Origin of the sequence: Streptomyces tatrensis, assembly GCF_049310065.1 — a bacterium.
GTDB lineage: Bacteria > Actinomycetota > Actinomycetes > Streptomycetales > Streptomycetaceae > Streptomyces.
Genome location: NZ_JBMDLB010000007.1, coordinates 2,101,042 through 2,126,969 on the forward strand (window position 1 = coordinate 2,101,042; position 25,928 = coordinate 2,126,969).

Annotated in this window: 29 protein-coding genes; 11 read left to right on the plus strand and 18 right to left on the minus strand. The window is 69.3% G+C overall.

The window, feature by feature from the left end; translation table 11 throughout:
* The first annotated feature begins 252 nt into the window (after positions 1-252).
* The 4 genes from ACODT5_RS12890 (at position 253) to ACODT5_RS12905 (ending at position 2,053) form a co-directional block, all read left to right on the plus strand.
* Positions 253-468 carry a CsbD family protein gene (locus tag ACODT5_RS12890; RefSeq protein WP_422519305.1) on the plus strand — a complete coding sequence of 72 codons (216 nt, stop codon included), beginning with the start codon at positions 253-255 and terminating at the stop codon, positions 466-468.
* Positions 469-601: 133 nt separating this feature from the next.
* Positions 602-1,384: a carboxylate-amine ligase gene (locus ACODT5_RS12895; protein ID WP_422519306.1), complete on the plus strand. Its 783-nt coding sequence runs from the start codon at positions 602-604 to the stop codon at positions 1,382-1,384.
* Positions 1,385-1,527: 143 nt separating this feature from the next.
* Positions 1,528-1,656: a hypothetical protein gene (locus ACODT5_RS12900; protein ID WP_422519307.1), complete on the plus strand. Its 129-nt coding sequence runs from the start codon at positions 1,528-1,530 to the stop codon at positions 1,654-1,656.
* Between the two features lie 67 nt (positions 1,657-1,723).
* The gene (locus ACODT5_RS12905) at positions 1,724-2,053 is read left to right on the plus strand and encodes a plasmid stabilization protein (protein WP_422519308.1); all 330 of its coding nucleotides are present in this window, start codon (positions 1,724-1,726) and stop codon (positions 2,051-2,053) included.
* A gap of 191 nt (positions 2,054-2,244) precedes the next feature.
* Here the strand turns inward: ACODT5_RS12905 and ACODT5_RS12910 are convergent, their stop codons facing one another.
* The 3 genes from ACODT5_RS12910 to ACODT5_RS12920 form a co-directional block, all read right to left on the minus strand.
* Positions 2,245-3,027, minus strand: coding sequence for a YhjD/YihY/BrkB family envelope integrity protein (locus ACODT5_RS12910; protein WP_422519309.1), 783 nt, complete (start codon positions 3,025-3,027; stop codon positions 2,245-2,247).
* 49 nt (positions 3,028-3,076) lie between these two features.
* Positions 3,077-3,994 (minus strand): DUF1206 domain-containing protein, encoded by a 918-nt coding sequence (locus tag ACODT5_RS12915; protein WP_422519310.1) that lies wholly within the window; start codon positions 3,992-3,994, stop codon positions 3,077-3,079.
* A gap of 89 nt (positions 3,995-4,083) precedes the next feature.
* Positions 4,084-4,545 carry a hypothetical protein gene (locus ACODT5_RS12920; protein ID WP_422519311.1) on the minus strand — a complete coding sequence of 154 codons (462 nt, stop codon included), beginning with the start codon at positions 4,543-4,545 and terminating at the stop codon, positions 4,084-4,086.
* A 94-nt stretch (positions 4,546-4,639) separates the two neighbouring features.
* On the opposite strand from ACODT5_RS12920, the gene ACODT5_RS12925 reads away from it, so the two are divergent.
* The 5 genes from ACODT5_RS12925 to ACODT5_RS12945 all read left to right on the plus strand — a co-directional run bounded on the left by ACODT5_RS12925 (position 4,640) and on the right by ACODT5_RS12945 (position 6,605).
* Positions 4,640-4,795, plus strand: coding sequence for a DUF6131 family protein (locus ACODT5_RS12925; protein ID WP_330294842.1), 156 nt, complete (start codon positions 4,640-4,642; stop codon positions 4,793-4,795).
* A gap of 115 nt (positions 4,796-4,910) precedes the next feature.
* Entirely contained in the window at positions 4,911-5,078 is a 168-nt protein-coding gene (locus ACODT5_RS12930; RefSeq protein WP_422519312.1) for a hypothetical protein, read from the plus strand.
* Between the two features lie 74 nt (positions 5,079-5,152).
* A complete protein-coding gene (locus ACODT5_RS12935; protein ID WP_422519313.1) occupies positions 5,153-5,416 on the plus strand; it encodes a hypothetical protein in 264 nt (87 codons plus the stop codon).
* The gene (locus ACODT5_RS12940) at positions 5,417-5,968 is read left to right on the plus strand and encodes a hypothetical protein (RefSeq protein ID WP_422519314.1); all 552 of its coding nucleotides are present in this window, start codon (positions 5,417-5,419) and stop codon (positions 5,966-5,968) included.
* Positions 5,969-6,251: 283 nt separating this feature from the next.
* Positions 6,252-6,605 (plus strand): PRC-barrel domain-containing protein, encoded by a 354-nt coding sequence (locus ACODT5_RS12945; RefSeq protein ID WP_422519315.1) that lies wholly within the window; start codon positions 6,252-6,254, stop codon positions 6,603-6,605.
* Positions 6,606-6,781: 176 nt separating this feature from the next.
* Here ACODT5_RS12945 and ACODT5_RS12950 read toward each other — a convergent pair whose 3' ends face one another.
* Positions 6,782-7,021 carry a hypothetical protein gene (locus tag ACODT5_RS12950; protein ID WP_422519316.1) on the minus strand — a complete coding sequence of 80 codons (240 nt, stop codon included), beginning with the start codon at positions 7,019-7,021 and terminating at the stop codon, positions 6,782-6,784.
* Between the two features lie 199 nt (positions 7,022-7,220).
* Between ACODT5_RS12950 and ACODT5_RS12955 the strand changes: the two genes are divergently transcribed.
* Positions 7,221-7,496 (plus strand): isoamylase early set domain-containing protein, encoded by a 276-nt coding sequence (locus tag ACODT5_RS12955; protein ID WP_266886098.1) that lies wholly within the window; start codon positions 7,221-7,223, stop codon positions 7,494-7,496.
* A 170-nt stretch (positions 7,497-7,666) separates the two neighbouring features.
* A complete protein-coding gene (locus tag ACODT5_RS12960; protein WP_422519317.1) occupies positions 7,667-7,831 on the plus strand; it encodes a nuclear transport factor 2 family protein in 165 nt (54 codons plus the stop codon).
* 102 nt (positions 7,832-7,933) lie between these two features.
* Here ACODT5_RS12960 and ACODT5_RS12965 read toward each other — a convergent pair whose 3' ends face one another.
* The 14 genes from ACODT5_RS12965 to ACODT5_RS13030 all read right to left on the minus strand — a co-directional run bounded on the left by ACODT5_RS12965 (position 7,934) and on the right by ACODT5_RS13030 (position 25,286).
* Positions 7,934-8,728, minus strand: a complete 795-nt coding sequence (locus ACODT5_RS12965; RefSeq protein WP_422519318.1) for a hypothetical protein — start codon at positions 8,726-8,728, stop codon at positions 7,934-7,936.
* Between the two features lie 920 nt (positions 8,729-9,648).
* The gene (locus tag ACODT5_RS12970; protein ID WP_422519319.1) at positions 9,649-9,807 is read right to left on the minus strand and encodes a hypothetical protein; all 159 of its coding nucleotides are present in this window, start codon (positions 9,805-9,807) and stop codon (positions 9,649-9,651) included.
* A 185-nt stretch (positions 9,808-9,992) separates the two neighbouring features.
* Positions 9,993-11,348 (minus strand): ABC transporter ATP-binding protein, encoded by a 1,356-nt coding sequence (locus ACODT5_RS12975; RefSeq protein WP_422519320.1) that lies wholly within the window; start codon positions 11,346-11,348, stop codon positions 9,993-9,995.
* 217 nt (positions 11,349-11,565) lie between these two features.
* Positions 11,566-12,711, minus strand: coding sequence for a galactonate dehydratase (gene dgoD / locus ACODT5_RS12980; RefSeq protein WP_422519321.1), 1,146 nt, complete (start codon positions 12,709-12,711; stop codon positions 11,566-11,568).
* A 31-nt stretch (positions 12,712-12,742) separates the two neighbouring features.
* Positions 12,743-13,495: an SDR family NAD(P)-dependent oxidoreductase gene (locus ACODT5_RS12985; RefSeq protein WP_422519322.1), complete on the minus strand. Its 753-nt coding sequence runs from the start codon at positions 13,493-13,495 to the stop codon at positions 12,743-12,745.
* A 204-nt stretch (positions 13,496-13,699) separates the two neighbouring features.
* Positions 13,700-14,641 (minus strand): sugar kinase, encoded by a 942-nt coding sequence (locus tag ACODT5_RS12990; RefSeq protein WP_422519323.1) that lies wholly within the window; start codon positions 14,639-14,641, stop codon positions 13,700-13,702.
* On the minus strand, positions 14,638-15,273 hold the full coding sequence (locus tag ACODT5_RS12995) for a bifunctional 4-hydroxy-2-oxoglutarate aldolase/2-dehydro-3-deoxy-phosphogluconate aldolase (protein WP_422519324.1): 636 nt from the start codon (positions 15,271-15,273) through the stop codon (positions 14,638-14,640). The genes ACODT5_RS12990 and ACODT5_RS12995 overlap by 4 nt, the downstream gene beginning before the upstream one ends.
* Before the next feature lie 149 nt (positions 15,274-15,422).
* Complete coding sequence (locus tag ACODT5_RS13000) at positions 15,423-16,343, minus strand: SMP-30/gluconolactonase/LRE family protein (RefSeq protein ID WP_422519325.1); 921 nt, start codon at positions 16,341-16,343, stop codon at positions 15,423-15,425.
* Between the two features lie 27 nt (positions 16,344-16,370).
* Positions 16,371-19,223, minus strand: coding sequence for a glycoside hydrolase family 2 TIM barrel-domain containing protein (locus ACODT5_RS13005; protein ID WP_422519326.1), 2,853 nt, complete (start codon positions 19,221-19,223; stop codon positions 16,371-16,373).
* Positions 19,220-20,110 (minus strand): carbohydrate ABC transporter permease, encoded by an 891-nt coding sequence (locus ACODT5_RS13010; RefSeq protein WP_422519327.1) that lies wholly within the window; start codon positions 20,108-20,110, stop codon positions 19,220-19,222. Before ACODT5_RS13010 ends, ACODT5_RS13005 begins: the two co-directional genes overlap by 4 nt.
* A 12-nt stretch (positions 20,111-20,122) precedes the next feature.
* Positions 20,123-21,097, minus strand: coding sequence for a carbohydrate ABC transporter permease (locus tag ACODT5_RS13015; RefSeq protein WP_422519328.1), 975 nt, complete (start codon positions 21,095-21,097; stop codon positions 20,123-20,125).
* A gap of 90 nt (positions 21,098-21,187) precedes the next feature.
* A complete protein-coding gene (locus ACODT5_RS13020; RefSeq protein WP_422519329.1) occupies positions 21,188-22,486 on the minus strand; it encodes an ABC transporter substrate-binding protein in 1,299 nt (432 codons plus the stop codon).
* A gap of 365 nt (positions 22,487-22,851) precedes the next feature.
* The gene (locus ACODT5_RS13025) at positions 22,852-23,883 is read right to left on the minus strand and encodes a LacI family DNA-binding transcriptional regulator (RefSeq protein WP_422519330.1); all 1,032 of its coding nucleotides are present in this window, start codon (positions 23,881-23,883) and stop codon (positions 22,852-22,854) included.
* The gene (locus tag ACODT5_RS13030; RefSeq protein ID WP_422519331.1) at positions 23,880-25,286 is read right to left on the minus strand and encodes a GH1 family beta-glucosidase; all 1,407 of its coding nucleotides are present in this window, start codon (positions 25,284-25,286) and stop codon (positions 23,880-23,882) included. Before ACODT5_RS13030 ends, ACODT5_RS13025 begins: the two co-directional genes overlap by 4 nt.
* Positions 25,287-25,928 lie beyond the last annotated feature (642 nt).

Consider the following 25,928-nt stretch of genomic DNA (forward strand, 5'->3'; position numbering starts at 1 on the left):
TCAGGCAGGATCGCCCATCAACGTCGGCTTGCGGATCAGCCGCTGCCGTACAGCCATCGGTCTCGCCGAGCCGTGGGCTTGCCGTCGGGGGTCTCAGGCTCGGAAACCCGTGCATCTCCGGCAAGCCGCCAGCCGGGGATGCACCTACCTGAGATTGTCGGTCGTGGGGTCGGCGGGTGCCGGCATTACTGGTAGACGGCCCGCGGGGTGCGAGCGGGAGCGCCCGGTCGCGCTGGTGTCGATGGTAGGTCCGTGCAGGTCCACGACTCATCCTCACGGAAGGATGTGATCGTCATGGGCAAGGCAAGGGCAAAGGCAAAACAGGTCAAGGGCAAGATCAAGGAAAGCGCCGGAGACGCCCTGGATGACAAGCGCATGGAGGCGGAAGGCGCCGCCGAGCGTATGACCGGCAAGGCCCAGGAAATGGTGGCGAGAGCCGCTGACGACCTGCAGAAGTCCAAGCGCTGAACTGACTGGCAGGGGGCCGATACTTGCGGGCGGCCGTGTATGGCGACCGCCCACGGTGTATCTCCAGGTCCCGGTGGGTTTGGGCCCGGTCCGGCGAACAGACCTCGGCATCGCTCGAGAGAGGTCGAGTCCCATGCCCACGATTTCTCCGGCAACTGTTGCTGCCGGTGTGCCGCGGTCTGCGGGGGTTGGCGAGCAGGTGAAGGCGGAGTTCTACACCGCGCAGGTGGAAATCTGCACCCAGCCGACAGACAGCAGTGCAGTCTTGCGGGCCGAGCTGGCCCGGATGCGGCGGGTGCTGGGCGAGGCGGCGGGCGACGCGGGGTGTCTGCTGATCGCCTCGGGTACCCCCGTCGTGCCGCCTGATCGCCCTCTGACGGTCACCGACAACGAGCGCTACCGACAGATGGCCGCGCGATTCGCGGCCATCATCGGCAAGCTCGACGGGGTGCTCTGCGGCTGCCATGTCCACGTGGGAACGGTGACCCGGGCGCAGGCACTGGGGCTCGCGAACCACATGCGGCCTTGGCTGCCCGTCTTGCAAGCGCTGGCCTCCAACTCGCCCTTCGCGCACGGGAGGGACACTGGCTATGCGAGCTGGCGGGCCGTCGAACATGCGCGTTGGCCCACCGTTGGGCCGGCCCCGGTCCTGGACGAGGCTGCCTATGAAGACTTTGCCGATGCCTTGGTCGCAGCCGGGATCCTGATGGACCGACGGATGATCTATTGGTACGCCCGGCCTTCCGAACACGTGCCGACGCTGGAGATCCGCATCGCCGATGTGAACGCCGATCTGGACGCCGTGGTCCTGCTGGCCGCACTGACCCGCGGGCTCGCGGGCTCGCGACGGCGATGCTGCCGGCGGTCGAGGAGGGGCGCCCTGCACCTGACGTGCCCGCACGGCAGCTCCGTCTAGCGCACCGAATGGCCGCCGAATACGGCATGCAAGGCGACGGACTGGACCCGGAAACCGGGAGTCGGCAGCCTGCCCCCCGATTGGTTGAACTTCTGCTCACACGGGCAGCGCCTGGCCTCGAAGCCGTTGGTGACCTGCCTCTCGTGGACGAGCTGCTCCGGCGGCTGAGTGCCTCCGGCACCGGCGCCGTCCGTCAGCGCGCGACCTTCCGCCGCCACGGCCTGCTACGAGAGGTGGTGGACGGTCTCGCCGCCGAGACCGCCACTGCCTGACAGGCTCGTCGCGCACTCAGCCGTGAGCCCGGAGGGTAGCCGCGCCATGGAATAGGAAGGGAACGTCATGCCGCGTGGATCCAGCCCCAAACGGGAACGTCAGTACGAACACATCAAGGAAGGTGCTGAACAGCGTGGTGAGAGCGAGGAGAAGGCCAAAGAGATCGCAGCCCGGACGGTCAACAAGGAACGGGCGCGAGCGGGTGAGTCAAAGACGGCGAGTCGCCTGTCGTTGGAGGACATGTCTTCCGGCGAACGGGGTGGCCGCCGATCACACAGTGGCGCGCAGGGTCGTACGTACGACCAGCTCTACGAAGAGGCCAAGCACCGCCACATTGAAGGGCGGTCGAAGATGAACAAGGAACAGCTTCGGCGTGCCCTGGGTGGCGGCAGCTGACAGAGGTATGCCGTCATGGACGGATCCGGACTCTCCGTTCGCAAGCGGCGTGCCCCCTGCGGCGGCGCAACTGGGTGAAGGCATGGAGGATGGGCTGTGGAGCCCGGTGCCTGGTCCCCGCAGCGGGCGCTCGTCCAGGGATGACCAGGGTTGTGCTCAGGCGAAGCCTCCCACGGGCAGAGATCCGGGCCTCACATTCGCCGTTCCAGCGCACCTGCCGCTCGTGGGAGCTCTTCGTGGAGCAGTCGGCCGGCGAGCGCGCCGCCGAAGACGACGACGCCTACGCCGACGAGCCAGGTCTGGATGACGAGGACGGTTCCGAAGGGGCCGTAGGTGACGGCGCTGGATGCGATCAGTGGTGAGAACACGAGCCGGGAGAAGATCCTGAGTCCGAGCAGCCCGAGCATGGTGGCCACAGCTCCGGGCAGCAGGGCGACCCAATGGACGCGGCCGCCGAGCAGCAGTCGTTGGGACCACCAGAAGAACAGGGTGCCGCTCAGTACCGTGACGACACCGCGGGCCGGGGATTCGCGCCACAGCGGTGTGATCGCGGACAGGAAGAGGATTCCGATGAGGACGGCGAGCCACAGTACGTGGCGCCACCTGGCCCACCAGCGGGCCGGGGGCAGGTCCCAGATCTTCTCGTAGCCGCTCTGCACCAAGGTGCCGAAAGACAGACCGAACACCGCGAGTACGGCGAGGCCGAACGCCGTCGTGGTCCGCCACGCCTCCCCCGGCAGGGCGAACAGATGCTCGATCTCCGTCCTGGCGGCGGTCGATACGCCGAGCCCGTCCCCGAGCCACTGCGCGAACCCCCGCCCGCCCGCCGTATCCGCCGCGGACACCACGATCAGCAGTGGCACCAGGGTCAGGAATCCGAGCGCCGCGAACCCCAACGAAAGCTGCCACAGGTCGATTTCACTGATCCGCCCCCACCGGCGCCCGGCCCGCGTACGGCGGATCACGCTGCGCAAGCGTCCCAACGGGGACAGTCGGCGTGGGGCACCGGACGAGATCCCGTTGTCAGGGCACACTTCGGCGCGTCCCCGATCCAGGATCCCCGGTCGGCCTCGGCAGCTCTGCTGGAGCGTCATGCTCAGCGGCTTTGCGCCAGCGGGCTTCGCAGAACGAGTAGAGGCCGAACACCAAGAGGCCCACCGCGGCGGCGATCAGCAGCACGGGGCCGGCAGGTGTGTCGGCGAACGAACGCAGCGTCTCGTCCAGGCCCTTGGCCCGGCCGGCGTCGAACCGCACCGCGGCCAGCAGGACGAACAGGCCTGCCATTGCGGCGACCACGCCGCACGCCACGCCGCCGACGATTCCGAGGCCTGCGACGATCCGCCGCGTCGGCGGGCTCATCTCGCCCGTCCGGAGGTTCTCCTCGAATTTCCGCATCAGGCTGCGCACCACGATCACCACGCCCACGATGACCAGGACGGCTCCGACCACGCCGACGAGCACCCGCCCGGCCGGCCAGTTCAGCACCCTCGCGGTGTACTCCTTCGACGTCTCGTTGCCGCCGCGGCTCCCGGGAGACCCGCCGACCAGCGCGGTCTGGACCACGCCGATACTGATCACGGTGTAGAAAACCGCCAGCCCGAGCGAGCCCAGGCGTCGGATCCACTTACCACCGCCTTCCCCTGCCTGTCCGAAGGCGGCTTCGGACAGCCGCCACAGTGCCATCGCCGCCAGCCCCACCACCAGCGCCCACAGCAATGCCCGGCCGAACGGCTGCTCGCCGATGGTCCTCACTGCGCCCGACCGGTCGGCTTCCTTGCCGCTGCTTCCGCCGAAACCGATCTGCACTGCCAGGAGCCCCACCAGTACGTAGATCACTCCCCGGGCGGAGAGCCCGACCCTAGACATGACCTCCAAGGCGCGACTGTCGGCGACGCGCTGCCCTTGGGCCTTGGCCTGGGCGGCACCCTTCTTGATGGCCATACCTGGCACCTCCGTGTGCCGGACCGACCCGAACGGCGCCCGACCCATCGCTGGCCACCCTTCGTAAGTCGTGCGCCGTATGTGGCGGGCTACCGGGGTTCCGGTCGGTGCTTGAACGGGTTCAGCCCCCTCCGGCGCTCGCCATCCGGGTTGGGCCCTCGCGCACGCGTCGTCTGCGGGCGGGCGATGCCGCGCTGGTCGACGACGTCCTCGCGCCCCTGGCCGGGGCCGGCAGCGACTGTCTCGCGGCGCGTCGTGCGTCCGGGGCGTGCGTCGTGGCCGCGGCGAGAGGTACGGCTGGCACCGGCCAGGAGAAGGCTCAGCCCGAGCAGGGCGACGGCCCCGACGACGATGCCGTAGAGGAACAGCGTGCCGGTGGAGCCGGTGACCTCGTAGCCGAAAACGGAGAATCCGCCGGTCAGCTCGTGGGCGCCGCCGTCGTTGGTAACAACGCCGGCCACACCTACGACCAGCGCGGCAATCAGGAGGACGAGTCCGAGGATGACGAGCATGGCGCGCTCCAGAGATCGATCTGCTCGCTGTCTCTCCACGGTAGGACTGTCCTGCCCGGGAAGCCACAGCCAGAGGGCGGATCTACCCTGGAAACAGGGGCCTTGTCATCACCCCGTGAGATCGGCGGACATCATGATCGTCCTCGGCATCATCCTGCTGGTCATCGGCTACGTGGTCGGCTTCGCCATCCTGTCGACCATCGGGATCATCCTGGTCGTCGTCGGCATCATCCTGTGGATCCTGGGATCCGTCGGACACAAGGTCGGCGGACGACGGCACTACTGGTAGCCGACAGCCCGTCCCGCACGACCCGGCGCCGAGGACGCGTACACGACGGCCGTCACGTCCGTACCGCGCCTCGGGCACGCGAACCCGCGAACCTGCGAACCGAGGCGTTCACGCCATGACCCTCTTCTACCTCCTGCTGACCGCCGCGATCGTGCTGATCATCATCGGCTCGACCACCGAAGGCATGCTGTACCTGGTCTCCGCCGGCGTACTGCTCCTCATCGCCGACGTGCTCTACCTCGCCGTGAGATCGGTACTCCACCGCCGGCGTCCAGCCCACTGACCCGCCCGCCGGTACCCGACCGGTGCCCGAAGCGACGGACCGGCCACCACTTACTCGACAGTCCCGACCAGGCCGTGGGTGAGGCCGACCGGCTCGTGACCACGCTCATGAGCGAGCGCGGCTACCCGACCGAGAGCTACGAGCAGCAGAAGCGGGACCTCTCGGTCGATCACTCCCGGACGTTGGACCACTACCGCATCGCCCACGAGATCAACGGGCGTGCCGGCAGCAGGGACACCACGACGGAGGAACTGCGGAGCGCGATGGTCCATTACCGCGCGCTGTTCGAGGAACTGCTGCACGACGACACCGCTTCACCGGGTGAGGAAACCCGCTGAGTGCCGAGCATCCGAGCGCGGCTGTTCACCACCCCTGGAGGCGAAGGACATGCAGAGAGACCATACGGGAGCGACGAGTACGCCGAGCCCGCCGGAGAGACCCTGTCCACCGAGGACATCGCCCGGCCCCAGACGGAGGCATCGCAGCAGCCTGCCGACGCTGAAGCGCTGGCACTCCCCGACACCGAGGGGGCAGAACCCAGGACCAGAATCACGGACGAGGCTGAAGACGAGCCGGACGCCGTGCCCGGCGAACGGAACGAGTCGACCCAGGAGCCCGATTCCGCGCCGCTCCTCGGGGCCCAGGAGGCAGAGGGCCTCCGTACCCGGTGGCAGGAGATCCAACAGGGGTTCGTCGATGACCCGAAGCAGTCGGTGCTTGCCGCAGACGGGCTCGTTGCCGAGGTGATGCAACTGCTCGCCACCACATTCGCCGACCACAAGCAGGGACTCGAAGGCCAATGGCACCGAGGCGAGGAGGTCGCCACCGAAGACCTGCGCCTGGCCCTGCGCCAGTACCGGTCCTTCTTCGACCGCCTGCTCAGTACCTGACCAACCGAGGACGGGCAGCCGCCACAAAGGGAATCCGATGAACTCGAGGAGGCCGTCATGGACGAGCAAGGTGGCGCCGGAGGCGTACCTCCGCACGACGGGCACGGCTCACGAAGGACCAGTCCGCCCACCGAGCGCAGCGGCGACGAGCGTACGGCTGCGGCCGACACGGACGAGGCAAGCCGCCTCGACAGGCCCGAACCTGTACCGAACCCCGTGACGGGGCATCGGCGCTGGGTGGGCCCGAAGAGTCACGAGGGCGAGGAGAAGCGGGGCGAGAGCGATGAGTGAGGCAGGGATCTGGGGCTATGGACAGGACGTCGGACACCAGCCGGGGATCGACCTGATCGGGTACAAGGTCGAGGCGACGGACGGCCAGATCGGAAAGATCGACAAGCATTCCGAGGACGTGGCAGCTTCCTACCTTGTCGTGGACACCGGGGCCTGGATCTTCGGCAAGCACGTACTGCTCCCCGCAGGCACCATCCGCCGGATCGACACCGTCGAAGAGAAGGTGTACGTCGACCGGACCAAAGAGCAGATCAAGAACGCGCCCGAGTTCGACGAGGCCAAACACTCGGGCGAGCCCAGCTACCTGGAACAGTTCGCCCGCTACTACGGCCAACCCCACATGTAGTCCACGACCCACCCGCGGTGCCGCCAAGGCGGCGGTCCTGCGTGACAGGCCATGGTTGGTCCTTGTTCCCGCGCCTCGCTGCGGAAGGCGCTTGCGCCGTGATCGTCACTGGACATGGCAAGGCCCGGCCGGGGTGACTGTGGACCGGCCGGGCCCTGCTGTGTGGGGGCGCGGTGTCAGATCTCGTCGGGCATGCGGTCCCGGTCCGGCACGACGTCGTCAGCAGGCTGTCGAGAGGACTCCTGGCCCTTGGACTCGGACTCCTTGCCCTTGCCCTTGCGCTCGGACTCCCTGCCCTTATGTTCCGGGGAGGGCTTGCCGGGCTGTCGATGCTGCGGGTCCTGGCCGCTGCGCTCTCGTTCTTGCTCCTCGCGGCCCTTGCCCGGCTGCTGATGCTTGTCCTGCATACCGCCCATGACGGTGACTCCCTTGAAGGTCGATCGGGGGATTCCCACGACAACGCTGGCACGAAACGTCACCAACCGCACTATTTGGGTCACCGTGCGTGGTGAGTACGTCGCGATCCCAGCCCGTCGTGTCGGCAGGCGGACACCCCTCCCCGGCGTGAGGATGAGCCCGCACAGCCCCTTCACCCCGACCGACAGGAGCCCTGCCATGCTCGAGCGCACGCTTCGCAAGGACACCACCGAGGTCACCTTCATCCTTCCCGCCGACACCCCACCAGGGCCGGTCAGCGTGGTCGGGGACTTCAACGAGTGGCAGCCTGGCGCTCACACCCTCACGCCGCGCAAGGACGGTAAGAGGGCGGTCACCGTGACGCTGCCGGCCAAGACCACGCACTCCTTCCGCTATCTGGCAGCCGGCGACTACTGGTTCAACGACGAGAGCGCAGGCGACCGGGAGGGCCCCAACAGCCGCCTCCACACCTGAGGCCGCAGCCGACCCCCGCCGCGCGCGCCTGCCAGCGTCGCCCCAGTCCCAGTCCTGGCAGGCGGGTCATTCGGCTGCCTCGCGGCGGGAGAGGCGGACCTCCTCGATGTCGAGGGCGGTCTGGATCTGGCGCAGCACGGTGTCGTCGCCACAACGTCGAGGAGAAGGACGTGACTGTCGATGTCAACGGCGACACGGCCGGCCTCGTCGGCCGGATCGTCACGGATGCGACGGTGTACGGAACGCGCGCGAACTGGCGGCTGCACTTCACCATGGACTACGCCCGCGAAGGTGACACTTGGGCCGGGCTCCGCTCAGTCGCCACGACCTGGTGATCTGCCCAGTGCGGGCACTGAGCCAGGACCGTAAAAGAGACACGGGCTATTCGGGTGCGGGGCGCCAGCCGTCCCCCGCACCCTCACAGACCGAGCAGTGAATCAATTCCGCCAGGAGTAGTCGTGCGTTTCCGGGCCACGCGGGTTCCAGCCGCTCAGGTACGGCTTCAGCTCCTCGGACTCGGGATCGCGGGTCACCGGCATGCCGGGAAGTGCCCGCAGCGGGTCCAGGGAGCGTACGTAGGCGCGGGCCCACTCGAGCTGCTTGATCGTCACCGTGTACGTGAAGCCGCCGACGCCCAGGTCCAGCTCGCCCTCACGCCGGGAGTTACGGGAGGGGATGGACGCACCACGGGACGAATAGGGCCGACTCCGGTAGTGCTCCGCCACCGGGTGCTCCCGCACCGCATGGCCGCGCTTCACCGCTTCCGCGCACAGAGCCTGGAGCAGGCGCAGAGCCCTGCTCCGAACAGCCGCGGGCACGGCGGGCCGGAACGGGTCTTCCTTGAGAGCAGCCACCACCGGGTGCAGGGTGCGTAGTTGGGCGGGCACGGGGATGGTCGGCGCCTTTGCCGGCCCATCGGCCGCCGCCCTGGCGTGCCGCACCCGGGCCCCAGGCCATTCCGCGTGCGGCACAGGAGTCTTCTTGTCGGTCTCCTGGAGCGCGGCGGCGTGCCGCGGATCCTCCGGATGGTGACCGTGCTCCAGGTAGAACTTCCCGGCCTCGGCGACCTCGGTCCGCACCGCCCCGCCGCTGCGTACGACGACCAGCAGCCCTCGGCCTCGCAACGCGTACGCGGACAGCCGTTCAGCCGACGCCACGCCAGGCTTCTCGCCGCCATCCAGCCGCCGCAGGAGCTCTCGCTGACGGTCGTTCAACGGGGACCAGCGGTGCATGCACCCACCTCACGCTCTCACCAGCAACGGCGCTCCACTACAGAGCGTGTGCGCGGGAAGAGCTCGGCAACGCCCGGACAGAGTCGGCACCCGGCCTGCCACCGCACGCAGAAAGCCGCCTCCCGAGCAGGCGCGTGGCCCGGCCCGAAGGGCGGCGTTTCACTGCTGACACGCCGTCAGGAATCAAGCCCGGCGAGCGTCAAATGAGCGTCACGAGCGTCATTTCAGCGTCAAGACATCGCCCGTAACGCCCACAACGCACATAATGCGCACCAACAAACCTGCAGGTCAGGAGCCTTTCGCGACCCGCTCCAGGATCGCCACGCACTCCACGTGGTGGGTCATCGAAATACGGTCTATCAAAAACAGGTCAAAGAAAACCGCAGGTCAGGTGCCCGTATGGCGCAAATTAGACAGGCTGCCGGTGTGCGTTACGTGCACAGTGGGCGGTATGTGCAGCGCTGTGACGCTTGTTTGCCCACCTCCGGCTGGGCAAACAAGGCACCAGCAGGAGTCCGGAGAACCAGCTCACAGGTGATCCGCGGGACTCTGTAGGCCCCCTCGCATCGGCGTGGACAGTCCGGATCCGCCCCGTCAAGACAGCCTCGACGGCAGTCCTGGCGAGGCGGGCCGGCTCGGCCGGCCGCCACCGGCAGAAGCCCGACCGGGAGCTCGGCCCGGCGGCCTCGGCACCCGTCGCCCTGAGGATCGGCGACCGTACGGAGCAGGCGGACCCGGCCACCCTGGGACTGTCCTTGGACTCCGCCGCGACCGTCGAGCGCGCCGCCCGTACCGGCTCCAGTCCCCTCACCGTGATGGGCCGCCTCTTCGCGTCCGTCGACTCCAAGGGGCTGCTGGCCGACCCCGCCGTGTTCCGCCCGCTGCGGGACACCGCCTGCGGACCGGTCAACGCCGGGCTCCTACCGCCCGTCGCCAGGCGGAACCGTCCGTTCCAGCATGCGGCCCATCTCGCCCCACATGATCTCGAAATCGCAGAAGGGATCCCAGGCACCCCAGGTCGGCCTCAACCGCTCGGGAAAACCGTCCCCGCGTCGGATCGGCAACGTCTTGACCAGCACCTCCCGATGCTGATCAAGAGGGTTCGCACCGGCGCCACGCGGCCGCCGCCCCAACAAGGACCACCACCACCTTGCGTAACCCGCGGAAACGTTAACTACCCGGCCTTGGGGAAGCCTCACGCCGACCGGAACGGCTCCTTGCTCTGCGCCCGGGGCGCGGGTTGCCCTCGCGGGTACGGACCGGACTACACGTCCAGGGAAGGAAGCTCGTCAGGAGACGGGCAGATCCGCCGGCCGGAGTGATCGAACACGTACAGCTGGCCCAGATCCACCAGCAGTGGAATCTGGGCCCCGACGCGTATCCGGACCTGCGGACCCGTGCGCACGACGAGGTCGCTGCGCACCGGCCCTCGTGGTGCCGGACCGACGTTCGCATCGGTCCCCGGGGCGGATTCCGGCGGCGCTTCCAGGAGCGCCACCGCCCCGGACAGCCGTTCCACGGCCCGGTTCCTGAGCCGGCCGAGGCCGCCCCGCTGCCGCCTGAGGCTGCTGCGCCCGGGAGCAGCCGGGTGCCGCGCCGACTCCAGATCCGCCACCACCGCGGGGCGCGAGCCCGTATCCACGTGTACCAGCGCTTCGTGCCCCTGGTACTCGACGTGCTCGACGATGCCCGTGATCGCCACCTCGCCCGGTCGTGCCTGGCTCGGCGGGGCGATCCTGACCGCCTCCGACCGCAGGCCGATGATGATCGGGCGTCCCTGCTGGATTCGGAGTAGTTGGTGGTCGGTGCTGAGGGGCTGGGGAAGGGTGAGCCGGTGCCGTCCCAGATCGACCGACATCGCCGCGTCCAGCGGCGCGTGGACCACGGCCTGGAGCAGGCTGATGCGGGGTGTCCCAATGAAAGCGGCCACGAACACGTTCGCCGGCAGGGCGTAGGTGTCCCGGGGTGAGCTGACCTGCTGCAGGACGCCGCCCCGCATGACCGCCACCCGGTGGCCGAGGGACATGGCCTCGGACTGATCGTGCGTCACGTAGACCGTGGTGACACCCAGCTCGGCGGTCAGCCGGGCGATCTCGGCCCGCAGGTGGCCGCGCAGCTTCGAGTCCAGGCTGGAGAGCGGCTCGTCCATCAGGAACACCGACGGCCGACGGGAGATGGCCCGGCCCATCGCCACCCGCTGCCGCTCACCACCCGAAAGCTGCCCGGGGAAACGGTCGAGGAGGTCCTCGATGCCCAGCATCCGGGCCGTGGCCTCCACCTGCGGCTCGTGATCCCCGCGGGGATCGCGCAGCTTCAGCGGGAAACCGATGTTGGCCCGGCCCGTCATGTTCGGATACAGCGCGAAGCTCTGGAACACCATCGCGATGTCCCGCTCGCTCGGCGGCACGTGGTTGGCGTACTCGCCGTCCAGGTACAGCCCGCCCTCGGTGATGTCCTCCAGTCCCGCGATCATCCGCAGGACGGTCGACTTGCCGCAGCCCGAAGGCCCCAACAGGACCAGGAACTCTCCTGGCTCAACGGTGAGGGAGACACCGTCGACGGCATAGGAGTCCCTCTCGTATCTCTTGCTGACATCACGCAACTCGATGGTTCGACTCACAACGATCCGCCCGGAGCTGGGAATGGTGGAGGGGAGGGGGTGGAGGAGATGTGCCAGAAGCCAGCCCACGTCACTGTGTGGAGGAATCCCCTGGGGCAAGGTCAAAAGGGGGCGCACCGAGGCCGGCTCCTCCCCTAGCTGCGGTGCTGCAGACGGAACCCGTCCGCACCCGGCCTTGGGGGAACTTCACAGGAGTCTGCCCCCACCGTGGATGCGGCTACCACTCCGCGAGTGAGCCGTCGTCCCGCCGCCAGACGGGGTTGCGCCAGCGGTGGCCGGTCTCGGCGGCGCGCTCCACGGCCTTCTCGTCGACCTCGATGCCCAGGCCTGGTCCGGTCAGCAGCGCCACATGGCCGTCCTCGTAGTGGAAGACCGACCGGTCCGTGAGGTAGTCGAGCAGGTCGGAGCCGGTGTTGTAGTGGATGCCCAGGCTCTGCTCCTGGATGAGCAGATTCGGCGTCGCGAAGCCCACCTGGAGGCATGCGGCGAGCGCGATCGGGCCCAGCGGGCAGTGCGGGGCCAGAGAGACGTCGTACGCCTCCGCCATGGCTGCGATACGGCGCACCTCGGATATGCCGCCGGCGTGGGACAGGTCGGGCTGCGCTACGGCGATGCCCGCGCCGAGCACCTTCTTGAAGTCCCAGCGGGAGTAAAGGCGTTCGCCCGTCGCGATCGGAATGCTGGTGGAGTGCACGATGTCACCGATGTGGTCGCTCATCTCGGGGACGAGCGGCTCCTCGACGAAGAACGGCAGATAGGGCTCCAGGAGCGGCAGCACCCGGCGCGCCATGGGGACGGTGAGTCGACCGTGGAAGTCGACCGCGATGTCGAAGTCGTCGCCTACCGCCTCCCGGGTGCTCGCGACCCGCTCCACGATGCCGTGGACGGCCTCGGGCGTGTCGATCAGGCGCAACTGCGCCGAGGCGTTCATCTTGATCGCGGTGAAACCCTGCTCCTTGCGCTCGACGGCCGCCTCGGCGACGTCGGTGGGGCGGTCGCCGCCGATCCAGCTGTAGACGCGGGCGCGGTCGCGGACGTTGCCGCCGAGCAGCCGCCACACGGGCACGCCCAGTGCCTTGCCGCTGATGTCCCACAGCGCCTGGTCGATGCCGGCGACGGCGCTGGAGAGCACGGGGCCACCGCGGTAGAAGCCGCCCTTGGTGAGCACCTGCCAGTGGTCCTCGATGCGCAGCGGGTCCTTGCCCACGAGGTAGTCGGCCAGTTCGTCGACAGCGGCGGCGACGGTGTGCGCCCGGCCTTCGATGACGGGCTCCCCCCAGCCGGTGATGCCCTCGTCCGTGTCGATGCGCAGGAAGCACCAGCGCGGAGCGACGAGGTAGGTGCGCAGGGACGTGATCTTCATCGGGCTTCCTTCTCCGGTCGGGTCTCTTCGTTCACTTCGACTCCTTCTTGACAGTCCAGCCGCCGTCCACGGTGAGGCTGGTCCCGGTGATGTAGGTGGCGTCGTCGGAGGCCAGGAAGGCGACGGCGGCGGCCACTTCCTCGGGTCGGCCGAGCCGGCCCAGGGCGGTGGCGCGGGCGGACAGCTCGCGGTCCTCCTCGGCCACCTCGTTCCACACCTCGGTGAGGATCGGGCCGGGCAGGACGGAGTTGAAGCGGACCTCCGGGCCGTACTCCACGGCGAGCTGGCGGATGAGCGCGCATGTGCCGCCCTTGGCGGCGGCGTAGGCCGGATACCCGGGCAGGCCGAAGAGCGCGTGCACGCTGGAGGTGGCGATCAGGCTGCCGCGCCCTGCGCGCAGATCGTCGAGGAAGGTGAGGGTGGCGAGGTAGAGGGCCTTGAGGTTGACCGACACTTCGCGGTCCCATACTTCGATGGGGAGTTCGTGCGCGGCGGCGTCGGTGTGGACGAAGGCGTTGCTGTGGACGATGCTCACCGGGCCGAAGTGCGCGTGGGCCAGCTCGCGCAGGGCGGCCCACTGCTCCTGGGAGGAGACGTCGCAGTGCACGAAGACGGCCCGGCCGCCGTCGGCCCGGATGCTCGCGGCCACGTTCTCGCCCGCTTGGTCGGCGATGTCGGCGAGCACGACCGCCGCGCCCTCGGCGGCCAGGCGCACGGCGCTCGCGGCGCCGATCCCGGAGGCCGCGCCGGTCACGACGGCGATGTGCCCTGAGAGACGGTTCATGGGTGGATTCCTCTGGGGTGTACGGGTCGGGCGGAGGGTCTAGGCCGTCTCTTTCGGATCTTGCCGGGCCCGCGACGCCTGGCACCGCGCCTGGCCGAACTGCCGAGACGACCACGTACGTCCAGTACGCGAGCGCCCCGACAGCACGCCCAGGCACGGCACCAGACGCCGCGGGCTCGGCCGACAAGATCCGAAAGAGACGACCTAGCGGCTGACGTCCTGGGCGGTGAGCAGTCCCAGCTCGCCGCGGCGCGGTAGCCCCTCCCAGTCACCGGGTACGGAGACGGCGAACGCGCCGCATGTGGCTGCCAGGTGGAGCCGCTCGGCGAGGGAGGCGCCGTCCAGGAGCCCGGCCAGGTACCCGGAGACGAAGGCGTCCCCGGCCCCGATGGGGTCCACGCAGGTGACGGGCACCACGGGCTGGACGAGCGCCTCGTTCCCGTCGTCCGCCAAGGCCCCCTGAGCGCCGAGCTTGAGCACGGCCTGTGCGGGCCCGAGCCGGGTCAACTCCCGTGCCATGTCGGCGGGTGCCATCTCCGGTACCAGGAGAGACGCCTCTTCCGGGCCTGCGAAGACGACGTTCGCGTACGGCACCAGGGCGGCCAGCGTCTGCGCCGCCTCGCTCCGGCTCCACAGCTGAGCGCGGTAGTTGACGTCCAGAGAGACGGTCACCCCGGCCTCCTTGGCGATCCGCACGGCGCGCTCGACCGCCCCCCGCGCGCTCTCGCCCAGGGCGGGGGTGATGCCGGTGACATGGAGGATCCGCGCCCGGGCGATCTGCTGCTCGTCGAGGTCCTCGGGCGAAAGGCGGGAGCCCGCGAAACCTTTGCGGTAGTACGCGACACGGACGCGGTCGGCGGTGCGGCGCTCCCGCAGCATGAGGCCCGTGGGCGCGTCCGGGTCGACGCGGACGTGGGACACGTCCACACCCTCGGCCCGCAGACCGGCCAGGATCATCGCCCCTGCGGAGTCGTCGCCGACCCTCCCGGTCCAGGCCACGCTGTGGCCCAGGCGGCTGACCCCGATGGCGACGGTCGCCTCGGCGCCCGCGAACCCCATCCGCAGGGCCGCACCTCGGTCCAGCGGCCCCGGCTGGGAGGCGGCCACGACCGCCATGGCCTCGCCGAGTGTGACCAGCGCCGTCATCGGCGTATCGCCTCGATCAGCCGCGCGGCCCGGTCCTGGAGGGCCGAGAGTGCGCCGCTCTCGCAGGCGTCGCCGATGAGGGGACCGCCCATGCCGAGCGCGGTGGCGCCTGCGGCGAGATAGGCGGGCGCTTCGTCGAGACCGATGCCGCCGGTCGGCACCAGCGGGACGTGCGGCAGCGGCGCTCGCACGGCCCGCAGATACTCCGGTCCGCCGATGGAGGCGGGGAAGAGTTTCACCATGGTGGCACCGGCCCGCCACGCGGAGAGGATCTCGGTGGGCGTCAACGCGCCCGGTATCACCGGCACGTGGAGCTTGCGCGCTTCCTCGATGACGTCGAGGCAGGTCGCGGGAGTGATGAGGTAGCCGGCTCCGGCCTCCACCGCGCGCTGGGCGTCTGCGGGTGACGTGACCGTGCCGGCTCCCAGGGTGAGCCCGGCGGGGGCGTTCGCCGCGTACTCGCGCAGGGCGTCCAGAACGCCCGGCGTGGTCAGGGTGAACTCGACCGCGCGGATGCCCTCGGACCGCAGGACGTCGGCCACTTCGGGGAACCGGTCGGCACGGGACGCCCTCAGGATGGCGATGACCGGGGCGGCGTCGAGGGCGACGCGCAGTTCAGTCGCATCGGTCACGACGGCCTCCGGAGGGCGGGGGTGGCGGGTGCTTCCATGGAGGGGAACTCCCTTGCTCGGCATCGTGGGTGGTGGGCTTCTCAGAGGGGTCGGGGTGAGGGGTGCACGGGGGCGTGCTCGCCCTGCTGCCTGGCCGGGCGCTCGCCCCCTCACATGGCGAGGAACTCGGCGTCATCGAACGGCGTCACCGGCAGCCCCCTGACCCCCGGGCGGCATACGAACAGCCGTCCGGCGTCGGGTTCGGCGCGCAGCCCGTCCTCGTCGAGCCCCTGGGACGCGGTGGTGATGACCAGGATGTCCAGCTCCGGCCCGGCGAAGGTGCAGCTGGTGACGTGGGAGGCGGGGACTGCGACACGGGCGGACAGGGTGCCGTCCGGCTCGTACGCCCGGACCTCGGCCCCTCCCCACACCGCGACCCAGATACGGCCGCCCGCGTCCACGGTCAGCCCGTCGGGCACGCCCCGGTCGAGTGTCACGAAGGGGCGGCGACCGGTGAGCGCCCCGGTGCCGGGATCGTGGTCGAAGACGTCGACGCGGCCCGTAGGGCTGTCCGCGTAGTAGAGCAGCCGACCGTCCGGACTCCAGCCCAGGCCGTTGGAGATGGTCACGGAGCCGAGGAGGGTTTCGAGCCCGCCGGGGCCGAGGCGGTAGAGCGCGCCTGCGCCCGGCGTCTCGTCGTACGCCATCGTCCCGGCGAGCAGCCGCCCTCGGGGGTCGCACTTGGCGTCGTTCATCCGCCGCCGCACCCCGTCTCCAGGGATGTCGGGCACGGTGATCTCCACGGGCGTGCGGTGGCCGTCGAGCCGCAGGAACGAGGTTCCGGCTGCCGCGAGCAGTGCGCCCGACGCGCAGGGGACGACGGCCCCGACGGGGCGGTCCAGTCGCATGGTCTCGTACGGCACGAGATCGGGGAGCCCCGAGCCGTCGCCCCGCAGACCGAGCGTGGCACGGTGGATCAGCCTCTCGGTGATGTCGACCCACAGCAGCTCCTCCCGCCGGTCGTCCCACACCGGCCCTTCCGTCAGGTGCCCTGGCGGGGGCGCGCAGGGGGCGGCGCTCAAGCGCAGCATGTGACCTCCTCGTTCGGTGGCGCCGCTTCAGTGGAGCTGCGAGAAGACGAAGGAAAATTCGGTGGGTTCGGCCTGCAGGTGGTACTGCGGCAGAGGGCCCGTGCCACAGGACGCGGTGCCGATGCCGTGCAGGCCGTGGTCGAGGTTGACCCATACGGTGTCGCCCGGTGTGAGGTCGGTGAGGTGGGTGGCCGCGTCCAGTTGCTCGGTCGTCCAGCGCCGGGCGCTGAGGAAGAACTCCGGGTCGCCCTCGATGCGCAGCCCGCCGATCTCCGCCCAGCGGACGTCGGCTCGCGCGCCGTTCTCCTGCGGGCGGAGGTACGGCGTCTGAAGTCCGTCGACGGTGGACTCGTGGCGGCCGATCCTGGAGGCCGACTTGGTGTCCGGGTATCCCTCGCCGGGGCCGCCGCCGAACCAGCGCACCGCAGTGGCTGAGGCGAGCCCGAACCGGACGCCGAGGCGGGGCAGAGGCACTGGCCACTCGCCGTCGGGCCGCACGGACACGGTCAGCCGCAGGCGGTCGCCGTCGGATGTCCAGCGGTACACGGTGGTGAGGCCAAACTCCCAGGCGGCCGGCGCCACCCGGGTCCGTACGGTCAGGGCGTCTTCGCCGGGCTCGACGGAGTCCAGCCGGTGCTGCATGCGGTGCAGGCCGTAGTCGCGCCACACCGTGGCGTTGCGGATGCCGGTCTGCCAGTCCGCGCCGTCGTCGTTGTCGGTGGTTGCCCGCCACACGTCCAGCCGCAGACCGCTGACCTCGACACCGCCGATGGCCGTCAGGGCACCGCTACGCGCGTCGAAGGAGGCCGGGCCGAGCGTGACCACGCCGCCGCCCGTGACGGGCTGAGCGGTCGGGTTGACGGCTGGCAACGGCCTGGCGGTCACGGGGAATTGGCCCCAAGCGACCTCGTGGCCTTTGGGCGCCCATCCCGTGTCGGCCGCAAGTACCGCACGTACCGTCCACTGCGTCTCGTCGGCGTCGTGGCCGGCGGGCGGCGGAGGCAGCTTCACGTCGGCCGACTCGCCTGACGCGAGCGCCGGCACGGGCAGCGGGCCGGTCGCGACCGTCTCGCCGTCCACTTGGTAGGACCACTCGAAGGTCAGCGCGGACAGGTCGGCGAAGTCGTAACCGTTGGTGATCCCTACGGTGCCACCCGGGCCGTCGCCTCCGATCCGGACGGGCTCGATGACCTTCTTGAACTCCACCAGGCCCGGGGAGGGCTGCCGGTCGGGGAAGACCAGGCCGTCGCAGACGAAGTTCCCGTCGTGCAGTTCCTCGCCGAAGTCACCGCCGTAGGCGTAGCCCAGCTCGGGGTGCTTGATGCCGTGGTCGATCCACTCCCAGATGAACCCGCCCTGCAGCCGGTCGTACGTCTCGAACAGCCGCTGGTAGTCGGCGATCCCGCCGGGGCCGTTGCCCATGGCGTGGCCGTACTCGCAGAGAATGAAGGGGAGTTCGCGGCGCTTGCGGGTGCCGCCGTCCAGCTCTTTGCCGATTCTCTCGACCTCGGCGTGGCCGGGGTACATCCGCGAGTACATGTCCGTGTCTCGGCAGTTCCAGTCGCCCTCGTAGTGCACGAGGCGGGAGGAGTCCCGGCCGCGGATCCACTCGGCCATCGCGGTCAGGCCACGTCCGGTGCCGGCTTCGTTGCCCAGCGACCAGATGACCACGGACGGGTGGTTCTTGTCGCGTTCGACCATGCGGGCGGCGCGGTCGAGGAGGGCGGGGGTCCAGCGGTCGTCGTCGACGGGGTTGTCGCGCCAGGCCTGCTCGATGAAGCCGTGGGTCTCAAGGTCGGCCTCGTCGATGACCCACAGGCCGTACTCGTCGCACAGGTCGAGGAAGGCCGGGTGCGGCGGGTAGTGCGCGGTGCGCACCGCGTTGAGGTTGTGCCGCTTCATCAGCAGCACGTCCTCGCGCATGGTCTCCAGGTCGAGGGCGCGCCCCGTCTCGGGGTGCCACTCGTGGCGGTTGACGCCCTTGAAGAGCACTGCCTTGCCGTTGATCTTGATCAGGCCGTCGGCCAGCTCCACCGTGCGGAAGCCGATGCGCAGCGGGACGCGCTCGCCTTCGGTGACCAGCTCGCCGTCGTACAGCTTCGGCATCTCGGCCGACCAGGGCTGGACCGCTACCGTGACCGCCTCCCCCGTTGCGGCATCGATGCCCAGGGCGGGCACGGTCACCCGCCCGTCGACGTCGGAGTCGACGCGCAGGGTGCCCTCGCCCGTGGCGTGGTGATAGGAGGCGTGCACGGAGAAGTCGCCCACGCTGCCCTCGGGGCGGTGCAGCAGCGTCACGTCACGGAAGATGCCGGGCAGCCACCACTGGTCCTGGTCCTCCAGGTACGAGCCCGCGGACCACTGGTGGACGCGGACGGCGAGTACGTTGCCGCTCGGCTTGAGCAGGTGCCCGACGGTGAACTCGTGCGGCAGGCGGGAGCCCTTGAACTCGCCGATGTCCGTGCCGTTCAGCCAGACGCGGGCGCAGGACTCGACGCCGTCGAAGCGGATCGTCGCACCTCCGTCGGCCGGCCAGTTGTCGGGCAGGTCGAAGACGCGCAGGTGGTCGCCGGTCGGGTTCTCGGTCGGCACCCGGGGCGGGTCGACCGGGAACGGGTAGCGGTAGTTGGTGTAGATCGGCAGGCCGAAGGCGCCGTCGCCCTGGAGCACCCAGTGGCCCGGGACCGTGACCTCGGCCCAGGTGACCGGGTCGAATCCGGGCTCGGCGAACGAGTCGTCCTCGGCATCGGCGGTTGGCGACACGCGGAGACGCCAACGTCCGTTCAGTGACATGGAGTTCGCGTCCGAGGATGCGTACCAGGCGCGGGGAGCCAGTGCCCCGCGGCCGGGGGATACGTCCTCGACGTAGTCGTCTCTCATCCCTTGACAGCTCCCTGCATGATCCCGCCGACGATCTGGCGGCCGAGTGCGACGAACACCAGCAGCACCGGGAGGGTGCCGAGCAGGGTGCCGGCCATGATGATCGACTGGTCCGGCACGTAGCCGGAACCGAGGTTGTTGATGGCCACCTGGACGGTCGGGTTGTGGCTGGTCAGGACCACGATCGGCCAGAAGAAGTCGTTCCAGGACGCCATGAAGGTGAGCATCCCGAGCACCGCCATCGCCGGGCGCGCGGTGGGCAGGACGATGGAGAAGAAGATCCGCAGGCTGGAGGCGCCGTCCATCCGCCCCGCCTCGATCAGTTCGTCGGGCAGCGCGGTGATCAGGTACTGGCGCATGAAGAAGACGCCGAATGCCGTGACCAGGGTCGGGAAGATGACCGCCGGCAGGGTGTCGCCCCAGCCGAGCTCGGAGATCAGCAGGAACAGCGGGACGATGCCCAGCTGGTAGGGCACCATCATCGTCCCGATGGTCAGGCCCAGCAGGATGTTGCGGCCGCGGAAGCGCAGTTTGGCGAACGCGAAGCCGGCAAGCGTCGAGAACAGGACCGTGCCCAGGGTCACGGTGCTCGCGACGATCGTGGAGTTGAGCAGGGCCTTGCCCATGTCGACGTTGTCGAGCGCGGCCTGGAAGTTCTTCAGCAGGTTGCCGCCGGGCAGCCAGTTCGGCGGCAGCTGGTTGATCTCGGTGTTCGAGGTCGAGGCGGCCAGGATCGTCCAGTAGAACGGGAAGATCGAGATCAGCAGGAAGACGGTCAGGATCACGTAGGTGAACCAGGTCGCGTGATTCTGCCGCCCCGCCGCGGATCGGCGTCGCTTCGGGTCACGCTTGGCGGCGCGGTGCGCCCCAGGACTGGGAGTCGTCATGACAGCCCTCCGCTAGTTCGCGGACCGCGCGCGGCGGGCCAGCAGGGTGTTGATCGCCACGAAGACGACGATGAGCAGGAACATGGCCCAGGCGACGGCGGCGGCCCGGCCCAGGTGCTGGTCGGTGAATCCGCGCTCGAAGAAGTACATCGCCAGGGTCTGGTACTGGTTGTCGGCGCCGCCCTGTTCCGGGCTGCCGCCGCCGCCGAAGAGCATCGGCTCGCCGAACAGCTGGCTGGCGCCGATCGTGGAGACGATCACGGTGAACACGATCGTCGGGCGCAGGTTCGGGATGGTCACGTGCCAGAACTGCTGCCAGCGGCTCGCGCCGTCCAGGGCGGCGCTCTCGTAGAGGTCCTGGGGGATGGCCTGCATGGCCGCCAGGTAGATCAGGGCGTTGTAGCCGGTCCAGCGCCAGATGACGATCACCGAGATGGCGATCTGCGCCGGCCACTTGCTGTTGGTGAAATCGATGTTGTCGACGCCGACGAAGGACAGCAGCCAGTTGATGAACCCGTAGTCGCGGCCGAACAGCTGCGCGAAGACGATGGCCGAGGCGGCGACGGAGGTCGCGTACGGGGTCAGGACCGCGATGCGGAAGAAGGTCCGCCCGCGCAGCTTGTAGTTCAGGATGTGGGCCAGACCCAGGGCGATCATCAGCTGCGGAACCGTGGAGATGACGCCTATGGTGAAGGTGTTGGTGAAGGCGTTCCAGAAGTGCGAGTCGCTCAGCAGGTCGGTGAAGTTCTTCAGGCCCAGCCAGGTCATCTGGTCGGGGTTCGACAGCTCCACCCGGTGCAGTGACATCCAGGCGGTCCAGATCAGCGGGTACAGGCCGAACGCCGCGAACAGGATGAAGAACGGGGAGATGAACGCGTAGGGGGACAGCTTCAGGTCCCAGCGCGCGCGTCTGGTGCGCCAGGTGCCGACGCGCTGTCTCGGCGGCGGCGCCTTCTTGGTGGGGCTGGTGCGTGCGGTGATAGCCATGTGCCTCAGTCCTGGCTTTCGAGTGGGGAGCAGGTGCGGGGCCGGTCCGCTCTCGCGCCCCGAGGGCGGACCGGCCCGTGCGGGATCGGATCAGCCGGTGGTGGCGGCCTTGATGTCGGCCATCGACTTGGACCACGAGTCCTCCGGGGACTGGCCCTGCGCCTCGACCCGGGTGATGCCCTTGGCGATCAGGTCCCTCATGACGCCGTCCTTGACACCGATGATCGCCTGCGGGGTGCCGGCCGCGGAGTCGGAGTAGATCTGGCCGAGCGGCGAGTCACCGAAGTACTTGTCGGTGGTCGCAGCGATCGCCGGGTCCTTGGCCGCCGTCTGCGACGACGGGAAGGCCTGGCGCTGGGTGAACATCTTGACCTGCTGCGCCGGGGCGGTCAGCCAGCTGATGAGGTCGTAGGCCTCCTTCTGGTGCTTGCTCGCCTTCGGGATCGAGAAGTACGAGCCGCCCCAGTTGCCGGCGCCGCCGGGGATCTTGGCGACGCCCCACTTGCCGCTCATGGTGTCGGCCTGGCTCTTGATGTAGCCGAGCATCCACGCGGGGCAGGCGATGGTCGCGAACGAGCCGGTGCTGAAGGACTGGTTCCAGGCGGGGCTGAACTGGGAGAGCTTGGCGCTCAGGCCCTGGGTGCTCAGCTGCATGGTGGTGTCCCAGGCGTTCTTGATCGCCGGGTTGGTGGACACGACCACGTTGCCGGAGGCGTCGTAGTACTGGTTGGCCGACTGGCCCACGATCGCGTTGTACATGCCGCTGCCGGAGTCGGCCCACGCCTGGTTCGCCGGGGCCTTCGCCTTGTACTGCAGGCCGGTCTTGATGTAGCCGGCCCAGTCCGGCCACAGCGCGGAGACCGCGGCGCTGTCGGTCGGCAGGCCGGCTTCCTTGAACAGGTCGGTGCGGTAGCACATGGCCAGCGGCCCGTAGTCGGTACCCAGGCCCAGGACCTTGCCGTCGGCGGTGGTGGCGGAGGCCCACTTGGCGGGGTAGAAGGTGTCCTTCACGTTCGCCGCGCCCAGGGTGTTCAGGTCGACGAACTTGTCAGACAGGTTCTTGGTGACGTCGGAGATCCGGCCGACCTCGATGCCCTGGATGTCGTTCAGACCGGACCCGGAGGCCAGGCGCGTCAGGAGTGCCGGGTAGTACTGGCTGTCGTTCTGGACGCTGTCCTCGACGATCTTGATGTTCGGGTGCTGCTTCATGTACTCGTCGTAGAGCCCGGCCTCCTTGTAGCCGAACGTCCCGAAGACCCCGACCTTGAGGGTGATCTGGCCTCCGCTGGCGGCGCCCTTGTCCGAGGTGCTGCTGCAGGCGGTGAGGAGCAGGGTGCCCGCCACGAGGGCGGCGACCGCGGCGGCCGTCTTTCTGTGTGCGCTGAGCATGGTTGCGATTCCTCCTGGGGTCACCGCAAAGCGCGGTGGGATGGGGTGGGAGTGCCGGTGAGGAGTGGTCTTGGGTACCGGTCCGGCCAGGAAAGTTGAAAGCGCTTGCAATGGGCTAGAGCGTGTACTTCGCCGCATCGGAGGTCAAGGGTTCGACATCGGATCGCTGCCTGGCGATACACGGTTGGCAATGCTCTGAGCAGGCAGGTTGATGGCAGGTGCCCAATGTGCCATCGGCTTCGGGCGCGCGGTCAGTTCGCGCGGATCGCGATTCGGGGCCGGTTTCCAGCCTGTGCGGCTGGGCTCACACGGTCCCCAACCGACGCCCATGGGACATGGACGACGGCAGCTTGTGGTTCGTGGTGTCAGGCGGAGGCGCGCACCACGAGTTCAGCGGGCAGGATCACGGGGAAGTCGGCGGCTTCACCCTTTATCTGCACGTTCAGGAGCCTCACCAGGGCGCCGCCGAGCTCTTCCACCGGCTGTCGCACCGTGGTGAGGGGCGGGTCGGTGTGGGGGGCGAGGGAGGAGTCGTCGAAGCCGACCACCGCGACGTCCTCGGGAACGCGGCGGCCCGCCTCGCGCAGGGCGCGCAGGGCGCCGATCGCCATGATGTCGGAGGCCGCGAACACGGCGTCGAGGTCGGGCGTCCTGGCCAGCAGGCCGGCCATGGCCTGCTGTGCGCCCTCCTGGCCCAGGCCGCCGTCGGCGATCAGCGCGTGGAGCGGGCGCACGCCCGCGGCCTGCAGGGCGTCCCGGTAGCCCCTGAGGCGGTCGATGCCCGAGGCCATGTCCTGGCGTGCGGTGATGGTCGCGATCTGCCGGCGTCCGGTGGCCAGGAGGTGAGCGACGGCCTGTTCGGCGCCGCCGCGGTTGTCCACGTCGACGTAGGGGATATCCGGGTCGCCCAGGGGGCGCCCGCCGACGACGACGGGTACGCCGGCGGTCAGCAGGGTGCCGGGCAGGGGGTCCAGCCCGTGCAGGGAGACGAGGATGGCGCCGTCGACGTGGCCGCCGAGGAGGTAGCTCTCCAGGTGCTCGCGCTCCTCGGCACCCTGGGCCATCAGCAGCATGAGCTGTTGGCGGGTGGGTGAGAGAGCGCGGGTGATGCCCCTGGTCAGCGCGGCGAAGAACGGCTCGGCGGACATGTGGGGTTCGCTCTCGCTGACGACGAGGGCGATGGTGTCGGTGCGCTGCGTCGCCAGCGAGCGGGCCGCGCGGTGGGGCGTGTACCCGGTCTGCTGGATGGCGCTCTCGACGGCGGCGCGGACCTCGGGCCGCACGTGCTGGTAGCCGTTGATGACCCGGGAGACGGTTGACGCGGACACACCTGCCACGGCCGCGACGTCGTCCATCGTCAGCCGGGGCGTTCCGGACCGTTCTCGCTCCGCGCTCAAGGCTTCTTCCCCGCCAGTCCGTTTCGTTCGATGACCTCGGCATACCACCGGGCGCTGTCCTTGAGCAGCCGCCGCCCCGAAGGGTAGTCGACGTGCACGATGCCGAAACGCGCCGAGTAGCCCTCGGTCCACTCGAAATTGTCGAGCAGGGACCACTGGAAGTAGCCGCGCAGGTCGACGCCGTCGCCTATCGCCTCCCGGGCCGCTCGCAGGTGCCGGTCCAGGTAGTCGATGCGCTGCGGGTCGTGGACATCGCCCTCGGGGTCGGGGTTGTCGATGTAGGCGGCGCCGTTCTCGAGAACGACCAGCGGCGGCGCCGGGTAGTCGCGCTGGATCCGCAGCAGCGTGTCCCGCAGGCCGTTGTGGTCCACTTCCCAGCCCAGGGCGGTGGTCTCCCTGCCGCGGGTGACGAACCTCGCATCCTCGGCGCCCGGCCACGCGGACGGCTCGACCCTCTCGCCGCCACCGGCGACGACCAGGGGGTTGTAGTAGTTGACGCCGAGCAGATCGAGCGGGGCGGAGATGGTCTTCAGGTCGCCGGCCCCGATGTGGCTCAGGTCGCAGACCTGCTCCAGGTCGTTCAGGACGTCGCCGGGGTAACGGCCGAGCAGCAGGGCTTCGAGGAAGGAGCGGTTCAGCAGTCCGTCCACCCGGCGGGCGGCGTCGGCGTCGGCGGGGAACTCACTCTCCGGGGCGACGGGCATGAGGTTGAGCGCGATGCCGAGCCGGTTGCTGTCGTCGTGGGCGCGCATCGCCTCCACGGCCAGGCCGTGCCCGAGGAGCAGGTGATGGGCGGCGCGGACCCCGGCTGTGCGGTCCTGCACGCCCGGCGCGTTCGTGCCGGACCCGTAGCCCAGGTAGGCGCAGTTCCACGGCTCGTTGAGGGTCAGCCAGTTCCCGACCCGGTCCTTCAGGGCCGCGTACACCGTCTGCGCGTAGTCGGCGAACCGGTGGGCGGTGTCCCGGCCGGCCCAGCCGCCCAGGTCCTCGATCGACTGGGGCAGGTCCCAGTGGTAGAGCGTGATCCACGGTTCGATGCCACGGCCGAGGAGTTCGTCGACCAGGCGCTGGTAGAAGTCCAGGCCCTTGGGGTTGACCTGGCCATCGGGGTAGATCCGCGGCCAGGAGATCGAGAATCGGTACGCCTTGACCCCGAGGTCGGCCATCAGAGCCACGTCCTCGGCGAACCGGTGGTAATGGTCGGTCGCGATGTCGCCGGTGTCACCGTTGCGGATCTTGCCCGGGGTGTGGCTGTAGGTGTCCCAGATGGAGGGCGCGCGGCCGTCCTCGGCGACCGCCCCTTCGATCTGGTAGGCGGCCGTCGCCGTGCCCCAGATGAAACCGGGCGGGAACAAGAGCGGTCCGGCCTGCTGAGCGATAGCGGGTTCCCGTGCTGTCACCACTGTCCCTTTCGCGGTCACTGCAACCGGGTCATCCGGCTGAAGCTTTGATTGCGCTTGCAAGAAAGCTGCCACCAGCGTCCCCCCAGGTCAACATCCCGTTACCAGAAGGCAACAAAGAAGAGCGGACATATTGCCCATTAAGTGGGTGGATCGGAGCGTCAGGTGAGCCAGAGGCGCTGGGGCCGCACTCAATCAGCGCGCCAGGGGCACGGTTTCAAGCCGAGGGCGATCGTCCGCGATCAGGGCGCAGGGGACCCTGCTCGTGACGGCCGCCAGGCGGCTCATGACGCACCGGGGTCGAGATGATCGGCCGGACGCCGCTCCCCTTGGAGGGGAGGATTGGTCTGCCCTGGGTCGCTGACCTGGGAGTTTGCGGCATCGCGCAAGCGTCTTGCGCCGAGCTCTCGCAGCATCGGGCTGGGATGCTGCGGCCGCTTCTCGTCGCTGACGTTGCCGGGAAGTTACCGCCGGCTTTCGTCCGGAAGGTTGACGCCGTTACCCCGAGATGTCATCTTCACGTCGTTGCGAGCGCTTGCAAGGCTTGAACTCGCAGTGAGCTCGGCAGTGGCACCGAAGCCGGCGAGACCCGTCGGGCAGGTTCTGCGGCGGCACAAGCTGGACCGACGCCTCAGTCTTCGGCGA

What these genes read in the sequence shown, in the direction of transcription:
- ACODT5_RS12895 (WP_422519306.1), top strand. Translation starts at nt 602, where the DNA reads ATGCCCACGATTTCTCCGGCAACTGTTGCTGCCGGTGTGCCGCGGTCT.
- ACODT5_RS12905 (WP_422519308.1), top strand. Translation starts at nt 1,724, where the DNA reads ATGCCGCGTGGATCCAGCCCCAAACGGGAACGTCAGTACGAACACATC.
- ACODT5_RS12915 (WP_422519310.1), bottom strand. Translation starts at nt 3,994, where the DNA reads ATGGCCATCAAGAAGGGTGCCGCCCAGGCCAAGGCCCAAGGGCAGCGC.
- ACODT5_RS12925 (WP_330294842.1), top strand. Translation starts at nt 4,640, where the DNA reads ATGATCGTCCTCGGCATCATCCTGCTGGTCATCGGCTACGTGGTCGGC.
- ACODT5_RS12930 (WP_422519312.1), top strand. Translation starts at nt 4,911, where the DNA reads ATGACCCTCTTCTACCTCCTGCTGACCGCCGCGATCGTGCTGATCATC.
- ACODT5_RS12945 (WP_422519315.1), top strand. Translation starts at nt 6,252, where the DNA reads ATGAGTGAGGCAGGGATCTGGGGCTATGGACAGGACGTCGGACACCAG.
- ACODT5_RS12950 (WP_422519316.1), bottom strand. Translation starts at nt 7,021, where the DNA reads ATGGGCGGTATGCAGGACAAGCATCAGCAGCCGGGCAAGGGCCGCGAG.
- ACODT5_RS12955 (WP_266886098.1), top strand. Translation starts at nt 7,221, where the DNA reads ATGCTCGAGCGCACGCTTCGCAAGGACACCACCGAGGTCACCTTCATC.
- ACODT5_RS12965 (WP_422519318.1), bottom strand. Translation starts at nt 8,728, where the DNA reads ATGCACCGCTGGTCCCCGTTGAACGACCGTCAGCGAGAGCTCCTGCGG.
- dgoD (WP_422519321.1), bottom strand. Translation starts at nt 12,711, where the DNA reads ATGAAGATCACGTCCCTGCGCACCTACCTCGTCGCTCCGCGCTGGTGC.
- ACODT5_RS12985 (WP_422519322.1), bottom strand. Translation starts at nt 13,495, where the DNA reads ATGAACCGTCTCTCAGGGCACATCGCCGTCGTGACCGGCGCGGCCTCC.
- ACODT5_RS12990 (WP_422519323.1), bottom strand. Translation starts at nt 14,641, where the DNA reads ATGACGGCGCTGGTCACACTCGGCGAGGCCATGGCGGTCGTGGCCGCC.
- ACODT5_RS13000 (WP_422519325.1), bottom strand. Translation starts at nt 16,343, where the DNA reads ATGCTGCGCTTGAGCGCCGCCCCCTGCGCGCCCCCGCCAGGGCACCTG.
- ACODT5_RS13005 (WP_422519326.1), bottom strand. Translation starts at nt 19,223, where the DNA reads ATGAGAGACGACTACGTCGAGGACGTATCCCCCGGCCGCGGGGCACTG.
- ACODT5_RS13010 (WP_422519327.1), bottom strand. Translation starts at nt 20,110, where the DNA reads ATGACGACTCCCAGTCCTGGGGCGCACCGCGCCGCCAAGCGTGACCCG.
- ACODT5_RS13015 (WP_422519328.1), bottom strand. Translation starts at nt 21,097, where the DNA reads ATGGCTATCACCGCACGCACCAGCCCCACCAAGAAGGCGCCGCCGCCG.
- ACODT5_RS13020 (WP_422519329.1), bottom strand. Translation starts at nt 22,486, where the DNA reads ATGCTCAGCGCACACAGAAAGACGGCCGCCGCGGTCGCCGCCCTCGTG.